The following is a 16,879-nucleotide window of genomic DNA, read 5'->3' as shown; positions in this document are numbered from 1 at the left end:
ATATTACCAATTAATGTTGTTTCTCTAATTAACCGCGCACTTCTGCGCCTAGTTCCTTCTCAAAATTAACAATTAATTTTTGAACTATCGCATCAATTTGCTTATCCGTAAGTGTTTTTTCTTCGTCCTGCAAGATAAAGCTCAGAGCATAAGACTTTTTCCCCGCCGGAATTTTATCACCTTTATAGACATCAAACACATTTACCTCCTTCAGAAGCTTACGTTCGGTCTTTTGCGCAATAAATTGCAGCTTGTCAAAGCTCACATTTTCGTCGATCAAAAGTGATAGATCTCGACGTACAGCAGGGAATTTGGACACTTCTTTATATTGGATGCTATTTTTGCGAATAATTTTCATCAAAACATCCCAATCGAAGTCTGCAAAGAAAACCTGACCTTCTACATCTGCCTTTTTCAGATCGGCATCAGCAACAGCACCGAAAGAAACCAGACATTTTTGCCCTTTCATATAGGATAAACCATAAGCAAAATGCTTGCTCGAAGCATCCTGGATTTGGATTCCTTCGATTTTCAGACGCTTGACAAGGGTGTCCACTGCCGCTTTGAGGTGATAGAAACTAACACCTTCTTTCTTGTTGTTCCATTGCTCCGGCTCATTTTTTCCTGTCAATGCAAAAACAAGATGCTGCGTCTCTTTATATCCTTCTCCGTCCAATGCATAAGTCTTCCCAAATTCAAAGAACTTAAGATCGAAATTTCTTCTTTTCTGATTATATTCAATCGCATTCAAAACAGAAAATACCATGTTTTGACGCATTGTATCCAAATCGGAGCTCAATGGATTAAACAGCTTTACTGCTGTTTCAGGCTCATCAGCATAATCCAGTTTCGTTAATGAATTGGATAGAATTTCACGGAATCCATTTGCAATCAATAGATCAGCCAATTGATTTAAAACGACTTCCTTCTCCGGTTTCTCCACCGTATTTAAAGACGCTTTAATTTGTGATTTCAACTCGATATTGTTGTAACCATAAATCCGCAATACCTCTTCAACAACATCCACTTCACGTGTGACATCTACGCGATAAGCCGGTACCAAGACATCAAGTCCCGATTCGGTTTCGGCAGCAACTTCAATCCCCAAGGCTACGATAATCGATTTGATTTCGTCATTTGGAATAGCCTGTCCGATGAGACGAACCACATTTGCATAACTTACATGAAATGAAAATGGTTTGATCTCGACAGGATATTCATCTTTTAAAGTCGATGAAATAGTTCCACCAGCGATTTCCTGAATCAATAAAGCCGCACGTTTTAGCGCTTCAACCGTCATATTAGGATCGGTCCCACGTTCGAAACGGAAAGATGCGTCAGTTTTTAGTCCATGTCTTTTGGAGGTTTTACGAACCGAAACAGCATTGAAATAAGCCGATTCCAAAAATACATTTGTTGTTTCTGCAGAAACACCGGAAAATGCACCACCAAAAACACCCGCAATACACATCGGTTTTTCAGCGTCGGCGATCACCAAGTCCTCTGCAGACAAGGTACGCTCTACCCCATCCAGGGTAACAAATTTCTCACCCTCAGTCGCAAGACGAACAAGGACTTTATTTCCAGCAATTTTATCGGCATCAAAAGCATGAAGCGGCTGCCCTAAATCATGTAAAATGTAATTCGTAACGTCTACGATATTATTGATCGGACGAACGCCGATCACATTTAATTTTTCTTTTAACCAGTCTGGAGATTCAGCAACCTGGACGCCACTGATATTAATACCGCTGTAGCGGGGGCTCGCCTGCGCATTGTCGACAACCACAGCTGTTCCTTCTGCAGCACCTGCTTTGAATGCCGAAACATCTGCTTTCAGCAGTTGCGTACGGGAATGTGCTGCAATATCTCTTGCAACGCCCAAATGGGAAGCTGCATCCGCACGATTGGGCGTTAAACCGATCTCGTAGCGGTAATCATCCTGAATATTATAATGATCTTTAACCAGTGTACCTACCGCAACATCGGCCGGCAACTCAACAATACCGGCATGTGAAGTACCCAAACCAATTTCGTCTTCACCACATAACATACCTTCGGAAACCTCGCCACGGATTTTAGATTTTGTGATTTTAAAAGGCTCCCCTGTCATCGGATGACAAGTCGTACCAACAGTGGCCACAATGACCTTTAAACCTGTACGGCAATTTGGTGCGCCACATACGATATGCAAAAGCTCCGGACCGCCTACATCAACGGTAGTTACTCTCAATTTATCTGCATTCGGGTGTTGTTCACAAGTTTTCACTTCACCAACGACCAAGCTATCTAATCCACCTGGGATACTCTGTACAACGTCCAAAGCCTCTACTTCCAATCCTGTATTTGTCAGAATCAAAGAGAGTTCTTCTGGAGTCGAATCTATATTAACGTGTTGTTTTAACCAATTATATGAAATATTCATCTCGAATCTGATTTGATGCACAAACTTAGATAAATTTGCGTTTATATCCAACGTCAATTTGCCGATCATCGGTCTCTTCGGTAATTTGTCGGGAAATCGTGCTGCTTCGTTCGGGCCAAATTCGGGGCAACCTCCCTATTGCTTCGCCTGTTGTTTGCCAATTGTTTGACTGTTGTTTGGCTCATTGCCGAAGTCTAGCCGATGCATGGGCGAAGCGGAGCCGAAGCAGCCCCAAAGCAGTCCATAGCCAGTGGCGAAGCAATCCCGAGCCGTTGCCGAAGGTGTAGGGACTTGAGGGGAGTTTAAGGGAGTTTAGGGGACTTGAAGGGACTTCTCCTACCGCTTGGTTCTGCAGATCGAGACGTAATTCATCAGATGGTCTTTACGAATAGTAACAATTCCGGTTATTTTTATAACGGCAATCAAGACCTATTTTTTAATCAAAATGCAATCATTTCCATGAAAATAATATGTAACTTTGTGCTTTAAATTTGAAGAACGTTCAAAACAAACACTTATAATGATTCATTTCTTTGAGAACCCATCGAACACTGTATACGGTGTTCAAAGCGTAAACTCTTTATCACAAGAAGACATTACTAAACTCAACTGGCTATTCGGCAACGCCAAAAAACTTGACGACCAAAACCTTAACCATTACTTTGTAGGACCCCGCGCAGCGATGGTCACTCCCTGGAGTACCAACGCCGTAGAAATCACGCAAAATATGGGCATCCAAGGAATTGTTCGCATCGAAGAATTTCAACCGGTACCAGCAGATTTCAATGACTTCGATCCCATGATTTCGCAAAAGTTCAGCATGTTGACACAGGACATGTACACCGTCAACATCACACCGGAACCGATATTGGAAATCGAAGACATCGATGCTTACAATAAATCTGAAGGTCTGGCCCTAAATCCAGAAGAAGTCGACTATCTCAATAACCTATCGACCAAATTGGGCCGCCGGTTGACAGACTCTGAAGTGTTTGCTTTTTCGCAGGCTAATTCTGAACACTGTAGACACAAAATTTTCAATGGTACCTTTATCATTGATGGCGAAGAACAACCTACTTCCCTATTTAAATTAATCAAAAAAACTTCTGAAACCAATCCCAACGAGATTGTTTCAGCCTATAAAGATAACGTTGCCTTTATTAAAGGCCCACGTGTAACACAATTTGCACCAAAATCTGCAGACAAGCCGGATTTTTACGAAGAGAAATCATTTGATTCTGTCTTGTCTGTAAAAGCAGAAACACACAATTTCCCAACGACTGTTGAACCTTTTTCTGGCGCAGCAACTGGATCTGGAGGTGAGATTCGTGACCGTATGGCCGGTGGCCAGGGAGCGATTCCTTTGGCAGGTACAGCTGTTTATATGACCGCTTATTCGCGATTGGAACAAAACAAACTGAGCCTGCAATCAGGAACAGTAACCGAACCAGCAAAAGATCTGAATACAACACGTCCATGGGAAAATGCAGTGCAGGAGCGTCAATGGTTGTACCAAACACCTGTAGACATTCTGATCAAAGCTTCCAATGGTGCTTCGGACTTCGGCAATAAGTTTGGTCAGCCTTTGATTACTGGATCTGTACTGACTTTCGAGCATGAAGAGGACGGCCGTAAACTTGGTTACGATAAAGTCATTATGCAAGCTGGCGGTGTAGGTTATGGAAAATTAGATCAAGCAAAAAAACATACGCCAAAAACAGGCGACAAAATCGTAATCCTAGGCGGTGAAAATTACCGTATCGGTATGGGTGGCGCGGCTGTATCCTCTGCAGATACAGGAGCTTTCGGTTCTGGCATTGAACTGAATGCAATCCAACGTTCTAATCCTGAAATGCAAAAACGTGCAGCCAACGCTGTTCGTGGTTTAGTAGAGTCAGATCATAATCCAATTGTTTCTATTCATGACCATGGTGCTGGTGGCCACTTAAACTGTCTATCGGAACTCGTTGAAGAAACAGGTGGTTTAATCGACCTGGATGCACTTCCTGTAGGTGACCCTACACTTTCTGCTAAGGAAATTATCGGTAATGAATCTCAGGAACGTATGGGTCTTGTCATTGCTGAAGATGATATAGAGATCTTGAAACGCGTTGCTGACCGTGAACGTGCCCCTATGTATACTGTAGGTGACGTAACTGGTGATCACCGTTTTACTTTCGAATCAAAAAGCAATGGTGAAAAACCAATGGATTACGCACTTGAAGATTTCTTTGGCTCATCGCCAAAAACTTTTATGCGCGATAAAACCGTCGTTCGCAATTATGCTGATCTCGTTTATGATGCAGCTAACATCCCAAGCTACCTGAATCAAGTATTGCAATTGGAAGCTGTTGCTTCTAAAGATTGGTTGACGAATAAAGTGGACCGCTGTGTAGGTGGACGCGTTGCCAAACAACAATGTGCAGGACCATTACAATTGCCGTTAAATAATGTCGGTGTCATGGCTCTTGATTATAAAGGCAAGGAAGGTATCGCGACAACAATTGGACACTCCCCTGTTGCGGCGTTGGTTGATCCAGCAGCAGCAAGCAGAACTGCCATTGCCGAATCTCTTTCCAATATTGTGTTTGCACCTATCAAAAATGGCCTTGCAGGAATCTCTTTGTCTGCCAATTGGATGTGGGCTGCAAATAACGAAGGTGAAGATGCCCGTCTGTACGAAGCTGTTAAGTCTTGTTCAGATTTTGCTATTGCATTGGGAATCAATATTCCAACGGGAAAAGATTCCTTGTCCATGAAGCAAAAATATCCAAATGGTGAAAATGTTATTGCGCCTGGCACATTGATTATTTCAGCAGCCGGAAATTGTACGGATATCACAAAAGTGGTAGAACCTGTATTGAACAAAAAAGCTGGTTCTATTTATTATATCAATTTATCAAAAGATAATTTCAAATTAGGCGGTTCCTCATTTGCGCAAATTGTCAATAAATTGGGTACTGAGGTGCCGACAATTCAGGATGCGGCTTACTTTAAAACTGCATTCAATACGGTACAGAAATTAGTTAACCAAGGACAGATCGAAGCTGGTCACGATGTTGGATCAGGCGGTTTGATTACAACATTATTGGAAATGACATTTGCGGATGTCAACCTTGCTGCAAACTACGATCTTTCTTCTTTAAATGAATCCGATACTGTTAAAGCTTTCTTTAATGAAAACATTGCACTTGTACTACAAGCAAAAGACGATGCCGCTTTTGAAGCAGTCGTTAAAGAAGCCGGTGTAGAAGCTGTTAAAATCGGACAGGTGATTGAAGGAAATACCGTTACCGTTAAAAATCAGGGAGAGTCATTTAGCTTCGATGTTGCCGCTACCCGCGATGTCTGGTCTACGACATCGTTCCTTTTGGATTCCAAGCAATCTAAAAATGGAACAGCACAACAACGTTTCGATAATTATAAAAATCAACCCCTAACCTTTACTTTCCCAAGTCAATTTGACGGTAAAAAACCGACAATAGACGGAACTAAGGTACGTCCAAAAGCTGCAATCCTTCGTGAGAAGGGTTCCAACTCGGAACGCGAAATGGCAAATGCCATGTTCTTAGCAGGATTTGATGTGAAGGATGTTCACATGACTGATTTGATATCTGGCCGTGAAACGTTGGAAGATATTCAATTTATCGGTGCTGTCGGTGGTTTCTCCAACTCAGATGTACTGGGTTCGGCAAAAGGATGGGCCGGTGCTTTCCTTTACAACGAAAAAGCGAAGAAAGCGCTAACTGATTTCTTTGCCCGTCCAGACACACTTTCGGTCGGTATCTGTAACGGTTGCCAGTTATTCATGGAACTGGAAATGATTAACCCAGAACATGAAATTCATGGTAAAATGCTGCACAATACTTCCGGAAAGCATGAGTCAAACTTTATATCCGTCAAAATACAGGAAAATAACTCTGTTATGCTGTCTACTTTAGCCGGCAGTACATTGGGTGTATGGATTTCACATGGTGAAGGAAAATTCAACCTTCCATATGCGGAAGAACAATACAATATTGTTGCAAAATATGCTTATGAGCAATATCCGCACAACCCTAATGGCTCTGATTATAACACAGCAATGATCTGTGACAAAACTGGACGCCACTTGGCAACCATGCCGCATATTGAGCGCTCCGTTTTCCAATGGCATTGGGCAAACTATCCTAAAGGCCGTCAAGACGAAGTCTCTCCTTGGATAGAGGCATTCGTTAATGCGCGCCAATGGATTGACAACCAAAGCAAATAAAATAAAAAAAAACTCCTTCATCTATGAAGGAGTTTTTTCTTTTTTAAATATCCCGTTTATATCCAGGTTTGTTCATCATCTGGTCAAGAGAATATTTTCCAGAGCCCATGACCATAAAGAAGATCAACAAACAGCATACGACTATAGAAAGCCACAATTCGGAATTCAAATAACTAAACCCGTTGGTGATATTAACAAAAAATACAGCTCCGACCAACACTGGAAATAACAGCAGGGAAGCCAAACGGGTTTGAAAACCTAAAATGAGAAACAGTCCACCGACTAAATGGGTAAAAACCACATAGTGAACAGCACCCCATGATGACAGGTGGAAACTGCTATGCTCAATCATGTGCTGAACAACCTCTCTGTCATTTACGAAACTTACACCTTTGGCAAAAATAACTACCCCAAGTGCAATTCTGAGGTAATCAATCCATTGCGGATGATGTGCATCTCCCCAATGTTCAATTTTGTGTATCAGGTTCATAATATACCTCCTTTTATAGATGGTTATAACATAATAACAGTTGATTGTAGAAAAAGTTGTTGCAAATAGAAGTTTAACAATCAAAATGTTACGAAGGAAACAATGATCATCCCGCTACCGGATTATTCTGATTCACTGAACATCTTTTAAATCACATTGCTACTCAATCAATCAAGCAATCAATCAAGCAAGCAAGCAAGCAATGACCTCACTATTAGGGGAAGAATATCCGGATCACAAAGTCCCAGAACAAGGTGGTCAGCAATCCGGCAACGATACTAAAGCCGATGACCAGATTGACCAGTTTGGTATTTAAATGATATTGCTCGGCAATAATCCCCGAGGTTACTAAGGTTGGCATAGCTGCTTCAAAAATGCTAATCCTTGCAACGGAGCCCTTTACCCCCAGCAATAATGCAAATATACAGACAAGCAAGGGTGCCAAAATCAGTTTATAGGTCATTGCTGTACTAATTTGCGATACTTGCTGTCTCCAGCCATCAAACTTAAGTTGCAGACCAATAGAAAACAGCGCTAAAGGTCCTACCGTGGCAACCAGCTTGTCGAAAAAAGGCTCGGCAACCGAAAGGTCAACAAATTGAGATAGCAGCAATGCGGCTGTACAACCAATTAAAGGTGGAAAGCTAATCAGCTTTCGAAGCATAAACTTCACATCAATTGCCTCACCTTCATGCACATTGGCTTTGAGTGCATTGATAATTCCTGCAGTGGAAAGTAGAATAAATGTGGTCTGATCGCAGATAATCGCGATGGGCAGCTGCGCCTCACCAAAATAAGCGATAATCAACGGGAAACCGATAAAAGAAGTATTGCTGTATCCTGCGGCCAGTTCCAAACTGCTTCGCGAGCGTTGCTTATAATGTTTGCCTTTACAGTATAATTCCATAAACAACCAGCTTCCTGCCCAAACTAAGATCGCGGAAAACACCGGAAACAGGAGCGCAGAAGACCATACGATCTTAGGAATATATTTGAATGAAACCGCCGGCAAGGCAAAATAGAGAATCCAGGTATTGATTCCTTTGTGTGCCTCGGAATGAATTAAATTTGTTCTCCGCAAGAGCATTCCGGCTGCGATACAAAATGCTATCATTATAAAATTAACCATGTTTTCTTACCATTTTATCCGACACAAAAGTGCAATAGAACGCGAGGTAAAAACATGTACAAATACATTATTTTTATGTACATTTAACCATAAATAGATGGGATTGCCATGCGAAAAAAACAGTTTGAACCTTTATTGATCAGTGAATTTATCGAGGACAACTTTCATTTGCCGCCACATGAGCAGAATTATTATGAACTTGTCTATATACGTTCCGGAAAAGGCAGTCATGTCATCAACAAATTTGAACTGGATTATGAGCGTGGGGACATTTTTTTGATCGGCCCAACCGACAGGCACTATTTTAAAATCGTAGAAAAAACACATTTTCTGTTTATTCTATTTACCGACAATTACTTCCTCCAGAATAAACGAAACCAAAAGCTCTATGCCTGGATCATGGAATTAATGAATGATAAAGGGCTAAAAGAGCGCAAATTGGTGATGGATGAGCATTATCGTCTCATGTATTCGCACATTATGGAAGCGGTCCGATTGTATACTGCCACGACAATTAGCCAAAGCTCCGAATGGCTGTTTGACCAGCTTGTCGCAATATTCGGGCTTTATAAAGAGATATCAGAAACACAGCGTTCCCCACAGTATCAAGAGCTTTTCATCGACCGTTCCATTTCTGCTTATATCCATCAGCATATTTTTACGCCCGATTTGCTTCAGGTCAAAACACTTGCACAAAAATTCAACATTGCCCCATCCTACTTTGGTATCTACTTTAAAAAAAACTTTGGGACAAGTTTAAGGGCTTATATCAATACCTATCGCATCGAACTGATCGAAAACAGAATCAAGTCCAAAGACTACACCTTGAAACAAATTGCGGCAGAACTGGGATTTATTGATGAAAGCCACCTCTCCCATTTTTATAAACGTGTGAAAGGTTTTAGTCCACTTAGCTACCGGAAAAGCCTAAATAAATAGCCATTGTTCCCAAACAAATGCTTTTTATGAATTCCATAAACGAGCTGCCTCGATGCACTAATTTCCCTTGGGCGGAATGACACTGTAAAACTTCAGCCCTTCAGCTTCAAATTTCTTATAAAGTACAAGTAATACATCATTTTTGAAAGATGAAGCATTAGCTGCAAAATTTACCCAGCCGGAAACGCTCAGGTATATCATCTCCTCACTTATATCCTGTATACTGATACCACTATCCCTATCCTTGATAAAATGCACACTGCTTTCCATCGCTTCCTTGATCCATTGTCTAGCTTGTTCCAAATCTGCTTTCCGGTCAACGTGGAGAACAAAACTCGTCTTGCTGTATTCCTGAGATAATGTCCAATTAACGACTCTGCCCGAAAGCAAATCACCATTGGGGATAATTACATCGGCACCATCGCCAGTTTTTAAGACGCTAGCACGTATCCCTATCTCCTTGACACGCCCCTTTTTGTCAGCTAATTCTATTTGATCCCCCACACGAAATGGTTTATCAAAAACGAGGATAATTCCAGAAACAAAATTATTGATGATATTCTGCATTCCCAGACCGATACCGACACTGAGCGCACCGATGACAACGGTCAGTTTATCCAAACTCATGCCCAAAGCAGAGATCGCCATAAAAAAACCGATCAAAATAATACCTAAACGAAATAGAGGGAACAACGTCATCTTTTGATTATACGCCTGATTGAGCTGTCCGTCTTCACCACCTAGAACAATCAGACTGATATTTTTTTGGAACCAATTGGCTACTAAAAACACCAGAACTGCCACAACAAGGTTGCCTAAGGTAAATGATATATTGCCTATACTTCGGATTTTACCAAAAAATGTTTCGCTTAGAACCAGCAAGGTTTCGATAAACTGTAGATTATTGGCCAATACGATGATCGCCAAAAGCACACAGACAATCCGAAGAATCTCGGTAATAATTGCCAAGGTACGCTGTTCATTGAAGCGCATCCAAAATCCAGAAGTCAATCGGTCTTTTTTAAACTGATTACGGACATCAGCCTTAATCATATCCGAAAAGTACTGCAACGTAAAAGATTGAACCAAACCTACTGCACAGGCGATGCTGAAACTTCGTGAATGCTCAACATGGCCGATTACATTCAAGGTAATTGCGGTGATATTGAGGATAGCGAAAACGACATAAATAAAATTGCTGATATAGCCCGGACTGTCCGCATTTTTGATTCGTCGTTTGGTGTAGCTGACAAGTCCCAGTGCGATCAGATTAAAGGCAATACAAACAATCCTTAAAAAGAGGTCATCGCTTACGATCATATTGACAAATACGTCCAGCAGATAGAATACAATGAGGATAACGGCAATTTTACGCTGTAATCCGCTCATGCGATGCCGCAACAAGAACATAAAGATCAGCATAATAACCAGCTGCGAGGCCTGAAGAATGAAACTTGGCGTAAAGAAGTTGACAAATGGCAACAGTGTCAAGAAAAAAATAACTGTTTTTCCAATGATTCCATCGATAGTAAGCCTATTTTCGGCGCCATTTTGTTTCAGAATGTATGAAACCCGTACAATCCAGTAGCAATAACCCAGTCCAAGTACGATCAGTAGGATACGGCTCGCCCAATCCGTACGATTCACATATTTGTCGATCGATTTATTGTTGCTATAATTGCTGCGTATATTATTTAAAATAACGTCTTTTGAAATCGCTGTTGTATTCGCTTTCCAGATCGAACTTTTGCTGGACGTAGAATCAACCTTTTTACTTCCGTTTTTAACTTCATGTACTGCCTCCAGCCGAACCAGATGGCGCTGGTTTTTCACAATAAGTTCATCTATTGTCCGATTGATAACCTCCAGCGAATCCATCTTTGCAGATAGCTTCAGCTGCGCGTTATCAAGGTATTGATGTGCCCTGCCATGATTATTGGCATTGATGTCATAGCGGCTGACCAAATTTCTGATCTGATCTTGGGTAGCGCTAAGGCTGTTCGAATAATTACTGATACTGCCTTTAATAGATTTCAGCTGTCTAATTTCTTCATGAATACTATTTTTAATGGCAGCGATGCTGTCTTTGGCCGACGCCATGTTCGTCGCTGTGTACGTATTAGATTTTTCATTCAACTGCGCAACAAACTCAGCCATAGAAGCTGTACGAATATTAGACAGAAAATTCAGATTAACTTTCTTCAGATCATTCCGTAAGGAGTCATTACCAACTCGAGTAGAATCCGTAGCTGACCTCCTATTGAAGCTGCCATGTGCTGCCGTGCGATCGCTGGTCAGATTCCGTTTAACCTGAACGGAATCCTGTGCAAATCCATGTAGCTGAAAAGTCAGGAGACTTAAGACAAAAATAAAACGCGTAACAATGCCCAATTTCATACTTCTATTTTTTGATTTCCTTTCCCAGCAATGTACAAACTGATTGGATGGAAAAAACATACTGCAAAGGAAGAACCAAAGCTATTTTTTCGACAAAAATAAGTTATCTGACGCTAAAATCGAATAGCATCCGCCAGTTTAAGTTCTTCTAACCTTTTTATTTTATCATCACGATAAAATAAGTTCATTGTTTCAAAAGGAATCAATTTTAAATCCTTATTGACGATATGAACACAGGACTTCTTTACCGCCCTAACATCAAAATCATACGCATCCATAAAATTCATAATGATAATGCGAAATAGATTATCATAATCAAGATCCGGAGCGCACACTTCCGGTAGACAGCAAAGCAGCTGGTTTACCTTTGGCTTCACTTTATCAACAGAAATCCCGGTACTAAAAATATCCAGCAATTGCATCTGAACGCCTTTATCCTGCTCATAGACAATGGTATTTCGAGATTGGTTATTTAGTAGAATTGCAGGGTCAATATGTCGGGTTAATGGAATTCGCTCATCTCCGATCTTCAATATGTATCCCATAGCTAAGGCGTCAGGATTACAGGGCACCGGAATAATATCATGGGGATCCAGCAGCGGATATTGGTTCAGAATTTCCTGACGCACCTCGGTCAGTGTCATTTTATGCTGCTGGGCATCGGACGCATTTCGCCCGGCAATTTCCACTGGCTGAAAGGTTACTCCCCGTACACATCGCTGTTGTAGGGCGTAATCCAATATTTCCCCTATTTCATCATCATTGGTTCCTTTTTCTAAGACCACGACCAATGTTGTACTTAAATTGAGGGCATTTAATTTGTCAATTGCCTTTTTTCGGACATCAGTGAGATCTTTACCCCGAAACTTTTCCAGCACAGATGGGCGGAAGGAATCAAACTGGAGATAGATTTCAAATTCGGGAGCATAGGTGGCGAGTTGCTCAGCAAAACCGGGATCATTGGCAATTCTGATACCATTCGTATTGAGCATCAGATGCTTGATGGGTTTCGTTTTTGCGATATCTAAAATCTTAAAAAAATCAGGGTGAATGGTTGGTTCCCCGCCGCTGATCTGCACAACATCTGGTTCGCCTTCGCTTGCTACGATTTTATCCAGCATACGCTCAATTTCTTCCAGCGATCGATGCCGTCCATAATGGGGCGACGACATCGCGTAACAGGTGGGACAAGTCAAATTGCAGCGATCGGTCACCTCAACAATCGACAGACAGCTATGCTGCTCGTGATCGACGCATAGGCCACAATCGTAAGGACAGCCATAATGTACTTCATTGTCAAATTTCAAAGGTGTTTCCGAGGCTTTATTATAGTTCCGGATGTTCTTATAATAGTCAACGTCAGTCGCTATCAGTGTTTTGAAAAAACCGTGATCAGGACAGTTTTTGGTCATAAATACCTGTTCGTCCTCGATAATAATCTTGGCACCAACTCGCGAAAGGCATGTTGGACATAGGCTGATGGTATAATCGTAGTATGTATAGTTTCTAACTGGCATCGTTCTGAATTCTAGTTCATAAAGGTAAGTCCACAAGCGAGTCCCCCTGCCAACATCGCACCAATCCCAGCCAACAGGACTTTAAGCCAGGGGTTGACATTGAATTTTGATTCTTTATTGCCAGCCTTGATAATCGAACCGATAATAATAACCAAGAGTGCAATTCCGATAACAATAGCACCTATAGTAAGCAGAAAAAGTCCCAGCATTGCGGTACTTTCTGACCCAAATGATCCTTCTAGCAAATACATCATCTCTATTTTTTGTCTAAACGTTCATTTTTCAATAAATAAATATAATAAATTATCACTACGATGCAGGTAATTTGTATGGTACTTAGCCCCAAAAGTATAATTGCCCGTGGCTTAATAAAGTCCAACAGGAAACGAAAACTAAAATAACTAAGCATAAAGAGCTGGAATAACACACCATTTCGATACTTGAATTGTCGCTTAACCAGCTGAAGAACTACAAACAAAAGCACTAAAAAAGCGATTTCATACAGCGCGACCGGATGCCTTTTATATTCATCCCCCAGATACATTCCCCATGGGGAGGCCGTTGGTAAACCATAGGTCTGCTCAAAAATGCCGGTGTAAAAGCACCCTATCCTGCCAATGGCAATTGCGGTAATTAACGGAAAGACCATCCTGTCGCCGGTACTCTCTTTTTTACCCATCATCTTTTTCATCCATTCCACGGCAACCAAACCTCCGGCCAGCCCCCCAATAATCGTATTATTCACCCATATATAAGCCCATCTATTTGTCGCGCTGAGCAATTCAGCCGGGCGCTCAAGGGAACCGATGACATGCGAGCCTATTAAAGCGCCCAGGCCCGCCGCAATAACAATAAGAAGTGAATTGGTATGCCCTAAACTTTCCTGATCCTTCCATTTGAGCAACTGATAATAACGCATACCAATAAACATTCCCAATCCTTCCATAAAAGGATGTAAAAGAAATGTTTTTCCAAACAAATCTATCGTAACCGGAAATTCAATCGCCATTAACATAAACAAGTATACGAAAGACGATCAAGAAAAAGACAAACAAAAGTGTCTGCGCATAGGACAAAACGATTAAAACAAAAAGCCAATCTGAGAAACAGACTGGCTTTTACATCAATATTTTAAAACGGAGGTTAAAGCTGATTGCTATACACAAAGCGTATTTCTTCTCTTAAGTTATAACGCGATGCCATCACTTCTCCATAAGCGCCGGCAGAACGGATTGCAATCAAATCTCCACGTTTTGAAATCGGAAGCGGTACTTCCTTTCCAAAACAGTCTGACGATTCACAAATCGGCCCGACAACATCATAGTTCACGGACTCAGCTGGTTCCGCCACGCTGATATTCTCAATTTTATGATAAGCTTGATATAGCGCAGGACGCATTAATTCGGTCATTCCCGCATCCAATACCAAAAAGTTTTTCTTTACACCATTTTTGACATACAATACACGGCTAACCAAACTTCCACATTGTGCGACTAAAGCCCTTCCCAGTTCAAAATGTACTTCCTGCTGCGGAGTGCGCTCCAGGAAGCGGTCGAATATATCAAAATAGGCTTCAAAATCTGGAATGTTATTTCCATCAGGATTTTTGTAATCAATCCCTAGTCCACCACCAACATTGAGTACACGAATCTGAGTACCGTGTTCTTCAAACCAATTTTTCCATTCATTGACTTTCACACATAGACTTTTGAATACAGTCATATCGGTGATTTGAGAACCTACGTGGAAATGAAGGCCGACCAACTCAATAAATTCACATTTCTTAAGCACAGCGGCACATTTCTCCAAGTCAGCATTTGGAACACCAAACTTATTTTCATCCAGTCCTGTTGTAATGTAATGATGGGTATGCGCATCCACATTTGGGTTGATCCGCAACGCTACATTTGCTTTTACGCCTTTCTTTGAGGCTAGCTCATTGATAACCTCAAGCTCCTGAATGGATTCAACATTAAACGCAAAGATATTTTGATCGAGCGCATAATTGATTTCCTTATCGGATTTACCAACTCCAGCAAAAGTGACTTTCCTGGAATCAAAGCCACATTCAATGGCTTTCTTTACCTCATTGCCACTCACACAATCCGCACCAAAGCCGACCGCTTGAATCGCCTTCAATAACGCGTCATTAAAATTGGCCTTTAATGCATAGTGAACATGAAATCCTCGTTTGTGCGAAGCAGCATGCGCAGCCTCCAAGGTCTTGTTTAACACATTCAGATCATAATAATAAAACGGCGTTTCTTTCTCTGCAAATTTCGCCGCGATACCTGTATTTATCATATAAAAACCTACTTCTTAAAATAAACGATTGTGCAATGAACGTAATGCCTCAGTCTTATGGTCTGAATTTAATAAAATGGATACATTGAAATCCGAACCACCATAAGATATCATACGTACTGGCAAATGTTTTACAGCATCGAGTACACGTGCTGCGTAACCGTGGCTATTCAATCCGAAATCGCCGACAACACAGACAATGGTCTGATCACCATCGACAGTTACTGAACCAAAGTCCTCAACTTCCTTGATAATATCCGCCAAATTTGTGGTATCATCAATCGTCAGGGACACTGCGACCTCCGAGGTGGTGATCATATCAATTGGTGTTTTATAGCGCTCGAAAATTTCAAAAACACGACGTAAGAAACCATAAGCCAGCAACATTCTTGATGAATGGATATGGATTGCCGTAATTCCGTCTTTCGCTGCTATCGCACGAATACAACCTTTTTGCGCGCCGTCTTTACTGATCAATGTTCCTTTTGCATTTGGTTCCATCGTATTCAACAATCTTACCGGAACATTATATTTTTGCGCAGGGAATACCGATTGCGGATGTAAAATTTTAGCTCCAAAATAGGCTAACTCCGCAGCCTCATCAAAACTTAGGTGAGCGATCGGCGTCGTTCCTTTGACAACACGCGGATCATTATTGTGCATACCATCGATATCCGTCCAGATCTGAACTTCCTCGGCACGAATTGATGCGCCGATCAATGAAGCTGTATAATCTGAGCCACCACGGCGCAAATTATCAATTTCGCCAAATGAGTTTCTACAAATAAAACCTTGTGTGATAAATAAGGTGTTTTCCGGACTTTGCGCCAGGATGTTGCTAAGCTTTTCACCGATATACTCTACCATAGGCTCGTTGTCCTCGTCGATTTTCATAAAATCCAAAGCTGGCAGCAACACGGATTTAACGCCGATTTCATTCAAGTAGAAATGCCATAAAGCAGTAGACATCAACTCACCTTGCGCCAAGATCACTTTCTCTTCGATCGATGTAAACAATTCGTTAGCCAAGGCGGAAATTAGGTTAAAATGGTAATCGATCAATTCTTTACCATTTTTATACCCTTGTTCAGTGCTAAAAAGTTCTTTGATAAGATCCTCGTACTTATCCTTATGCTTCTTGACCAAATCTTTAGCTTCGTCCTTCTTACCTGCTGTGTAAGCCTGACCTATTTCTACCAAAGCATTTGTCGTTCCAGCAACTGCGGACAACACGACGATCTGACGTTCAGCAGGGTTTACTATATCCAACAACCCTTTGATACGTGCTGCACTTCCCACGGAAGTACCACCAAATTTTAAAACTTTCATACTGAAGTTACAATTATTAAATTACTGTGTGCCAATATAGGCAATTCATGAATTTATATTAAAAAAAATGCGGCACAAAATCATGAAAGTTTTGTGC

The 16,879-nt window shown here is 41.3% G+C and carries 11 protein-coding genes; 2 read left to right on the top strand and 9 right to left on the bottom strand.

Annotated features, from left to right (window positions below):
* Positions 1 to 28: 28 nt before the first annotated feature.
* The gene (pheT, locus tag B3C94_RS01685) at positions 29 to 2,425 is read right to left on the bottom strand and encodes a phenylalanine--tRNA ligase subunit beta (protein ID WP_293897992.1); all 2,397 of its coding nucleotides are present in this window, start codon (positions 2,423 to 2,425) and stop codon (positions 29 to 31) included.
* A 520-nt stretch (positions 2,426 to 2,945) separates the two neighbouring features.
* Here pheT and purL point away from each other — a divergent pair.
* A complete protein-coding gene (gene purL, locus B3C94_RS01680; protein ID WP_293897989.1) occupies positions 2,946 to 6,677 on the top strand; it encodes a phosphoribosylformylglycinamidine synthase in 3,732 nt (1,243 codons plus the stop codon).
* A 43-nt stretch (positions 6,678 to 6,720) separates the two neighbouring features.
* Here purL and B3C94_RS01675 read toward each other — a convergent pair whose 3' ends face one another.
* Together B3C94_RS01675 and B3C94_RS01670 are read right to left on the bottom strand one after the other, a co-directional pair.
* Positions 6,721 to 7,167, bottom strand: coding sequence for a DoxX family protein (locus tag B3C94_RS01675; protein ID WP_293897986.1), 447 nt, complete (start codon positions 7,165 to 7,167; stop codon positions 6,721 to 6,723).
* Positions 7,168 to 7,381: 214 nt separating this feature from the next.
* The gene (locus B3C94_RS01670; protein ID WP_293897983.1) at positions 7,382 to 8,296 is read right to left on the bottom strand and encodes an AEC family transporter; all 915 of its coding nucleotides are present in this window, start codon (positions 8,294 to 8,296) and stop codon (positions 7,382 to 7,384) included.
* A gap of 108 nt (positions 8,297 to 8,404) precedes the next feature.
* On the opposite strand from B3C94_RS01670, the gene B3C94_RS01665 reads away from it, so the two are divergent.
* The gene (locus tag B3C94_RS01665; RefSeq protein ID WP_293897980.1) at positions 8,405 to 9,235 is read left to right on the top strand and encodes a helix-turn-helix domain-containing protein; all 831 of its coding nucleotides are present in this window, start codon (positions 8,405 to 8,407) and stop codon (positions 9,233 to 9,235) included.
* Between the two features lie 57 nt (positions 9,236 to 9,292).
* On the opposite strand, the gene B3C94_RS01660 is transcribed toward B3C94_RS01665, so the two are convergent.
* The 6 genes from B3C94_RS01660 to B3C94_RS01635 form a co-directional block, all read right to left on the bottom strand.
* Positions 9,293 to 11,632, bottom strand: coding sequence for a mechanosensitive ion channel family protein (locus tag B3C94_RS01660; RefSeq protein ID WP_293897978.1), 2,340 nt, complete (start codon positions 11,630 to 11,632; stop codon positions 9,293 to 9,295).
* A gap of 113 nt (positions 11,633 to 11,745) precedes the next feature.
* Complete coding sequence (locus B3C94_RS01655) at positions 11,746 to 13,149, bottom strand: radical SAM protein (RefSeq protein WP_293897976.1); 1,404 nt, start codon at positions 13,147 to 13,149, stop codon at positions 11,746 to 11,748.
* An 11-nt stretch (positions 13,150 to 13,160) separates the two neighbouring features.
* Positions 13,161 to 13,403 (bottom strand): hypothetical protein, encoded by a 243-nt coding sequence (locus B3C94_RS01650; protein WP_293897974.1) that lies wholly within the window; start codon positions 13,401 to 13,403, stop codon positions 13,161 to 13,163.
* Positions 13,404 to 13,405: 2 nt separating this feature from the next.
* Positions 13,406 to 14,158, bottom strand: a complete 753-nt coding sequence (locus B3C94_RS01645; protein WP_293897971.1) for a prolipoprotein diacylglyceryl transferase — start codon at positions 14,156 to 14,158, stop codon at positions 13,406 to 13,408.
* A 134-nt stretch (positions 14,159 to 14,292) separates the two neighbouring features.
* Entirely contained in the window at positions 14,293 to 15,453 is a 1,161-nt protein-coding gene (lysA, locus tag B3C94_RS01640; RefSeq protein WP_293897968.1) for a diaminopimelate decarboxylase, read from the bottom strand.
* A gap of 15 nt (positions 15,454 to 15,468) precedes the next feature.
* Entirely contained in the window at positions 15,469 to 16,782 is a 1,314-nt protein-coding gene (locus B3C94_RS01635) for an aspartate kinase (RefSeq protein ID WP_293897966.1), read from the bottom strand.
* Positions 16,783 to 16,879 lie beyond the last annotated feature (97 nt).

Origin of the sequence: Sphingobacterium sp. UBA5670, assembly GCF_002420705.1 — a bacterium.
Lineage (GTDB): Bacteria > Bacteroidota > Bacteroidia > Sphingobacteriales > Sphingobacteriaceae > Sphingobacterium.
This window is presented reverse-complemented; position numbering and strand designations above follow the sequence as displayed.

What these genes read in the sequence shown, in the direction of transcription:
- lysA (WP_293897968.1), bottom strand. Translation starts at nt 15,453, where the DNA reads ATGATAAATACAGGTATCGCGGCGAAATTTGCAGAGAAAGAAACGCCG.
- pheT (WP_293897992.1), bottom strand. Translation starts at nt 2,425, where the DNA reads ATGAATATTTCATATAATTGGTTAAAACAACACGTTAATATAGATTCG.
- B3C94_RS01655 (WP_293897976.1), bottom strand. Translation starts at nt 13,149, where the DNA reads ATGCCAGTTAGAAACTATACATACTACGATTATACCATCAGCCTATGT.
- B3C94_RS01675 (WP_293897986.1), bottom strand. Translation starts at nt 7,167, where the DNA reads ATGAACCTGATACACAAAATTGAACATTGGGGAGATGCACATCATCCG.
- B3C94_RS01665 (WP_293897980.1), top strand. Translation starts at nt 8,405, where the DNA reads ATGCGAAAAAAACAGTTTGAACCTTTATTGATCAGTGAATTTATCGAG.
- B3C94_RS01645 (WP_293897971.1), bottom strand. Translation starts at nt 14,158, where the DNA reads ATGGCGATTGAATTTCCGGTTACGATAGATTTGTTTGGAAAAACATTT.
- B3C94_RS01660 (WP_293897978.1), bottom strand. Translation starts at nt 11,632, where the DNA reads ATGAAATTGGGCATTGTTACGCGTTTTATTTTTGTCTTAAGTCTCCTG.
- B3C94_RS01635 (WP_293897966.1), bottom strand. Translation starts at nt 16,782, where the DNA reads ATGAAAGTTTTAAAATTTGGTGGTACTTCCGTGGGAAGTGCAGCACGT.
- B3C94_RS01670 (WP_293897983.1), bottom strand. Translation starts at nt 8,296, where the DNA reads ATGGTTAATTTTATAATGATAGCATTTTGTATCGCAGCCGGAATGCTC.
- purL (WP_293897989.1), top strand. Translation starts at nt 2,946, where the DNA reads ATGATTCATTTCTTTGAGAACCCATCGAACACTGTATACGGTGTTCAA.
- B3C94_RS01650 (WP_293897974.1), bottom strand. Translation starts at nt 13,403, where the DNA reads ATGATGTATTTGCTAGAAGGATCATTTGGGTCAGAAAGTACCGCAATG.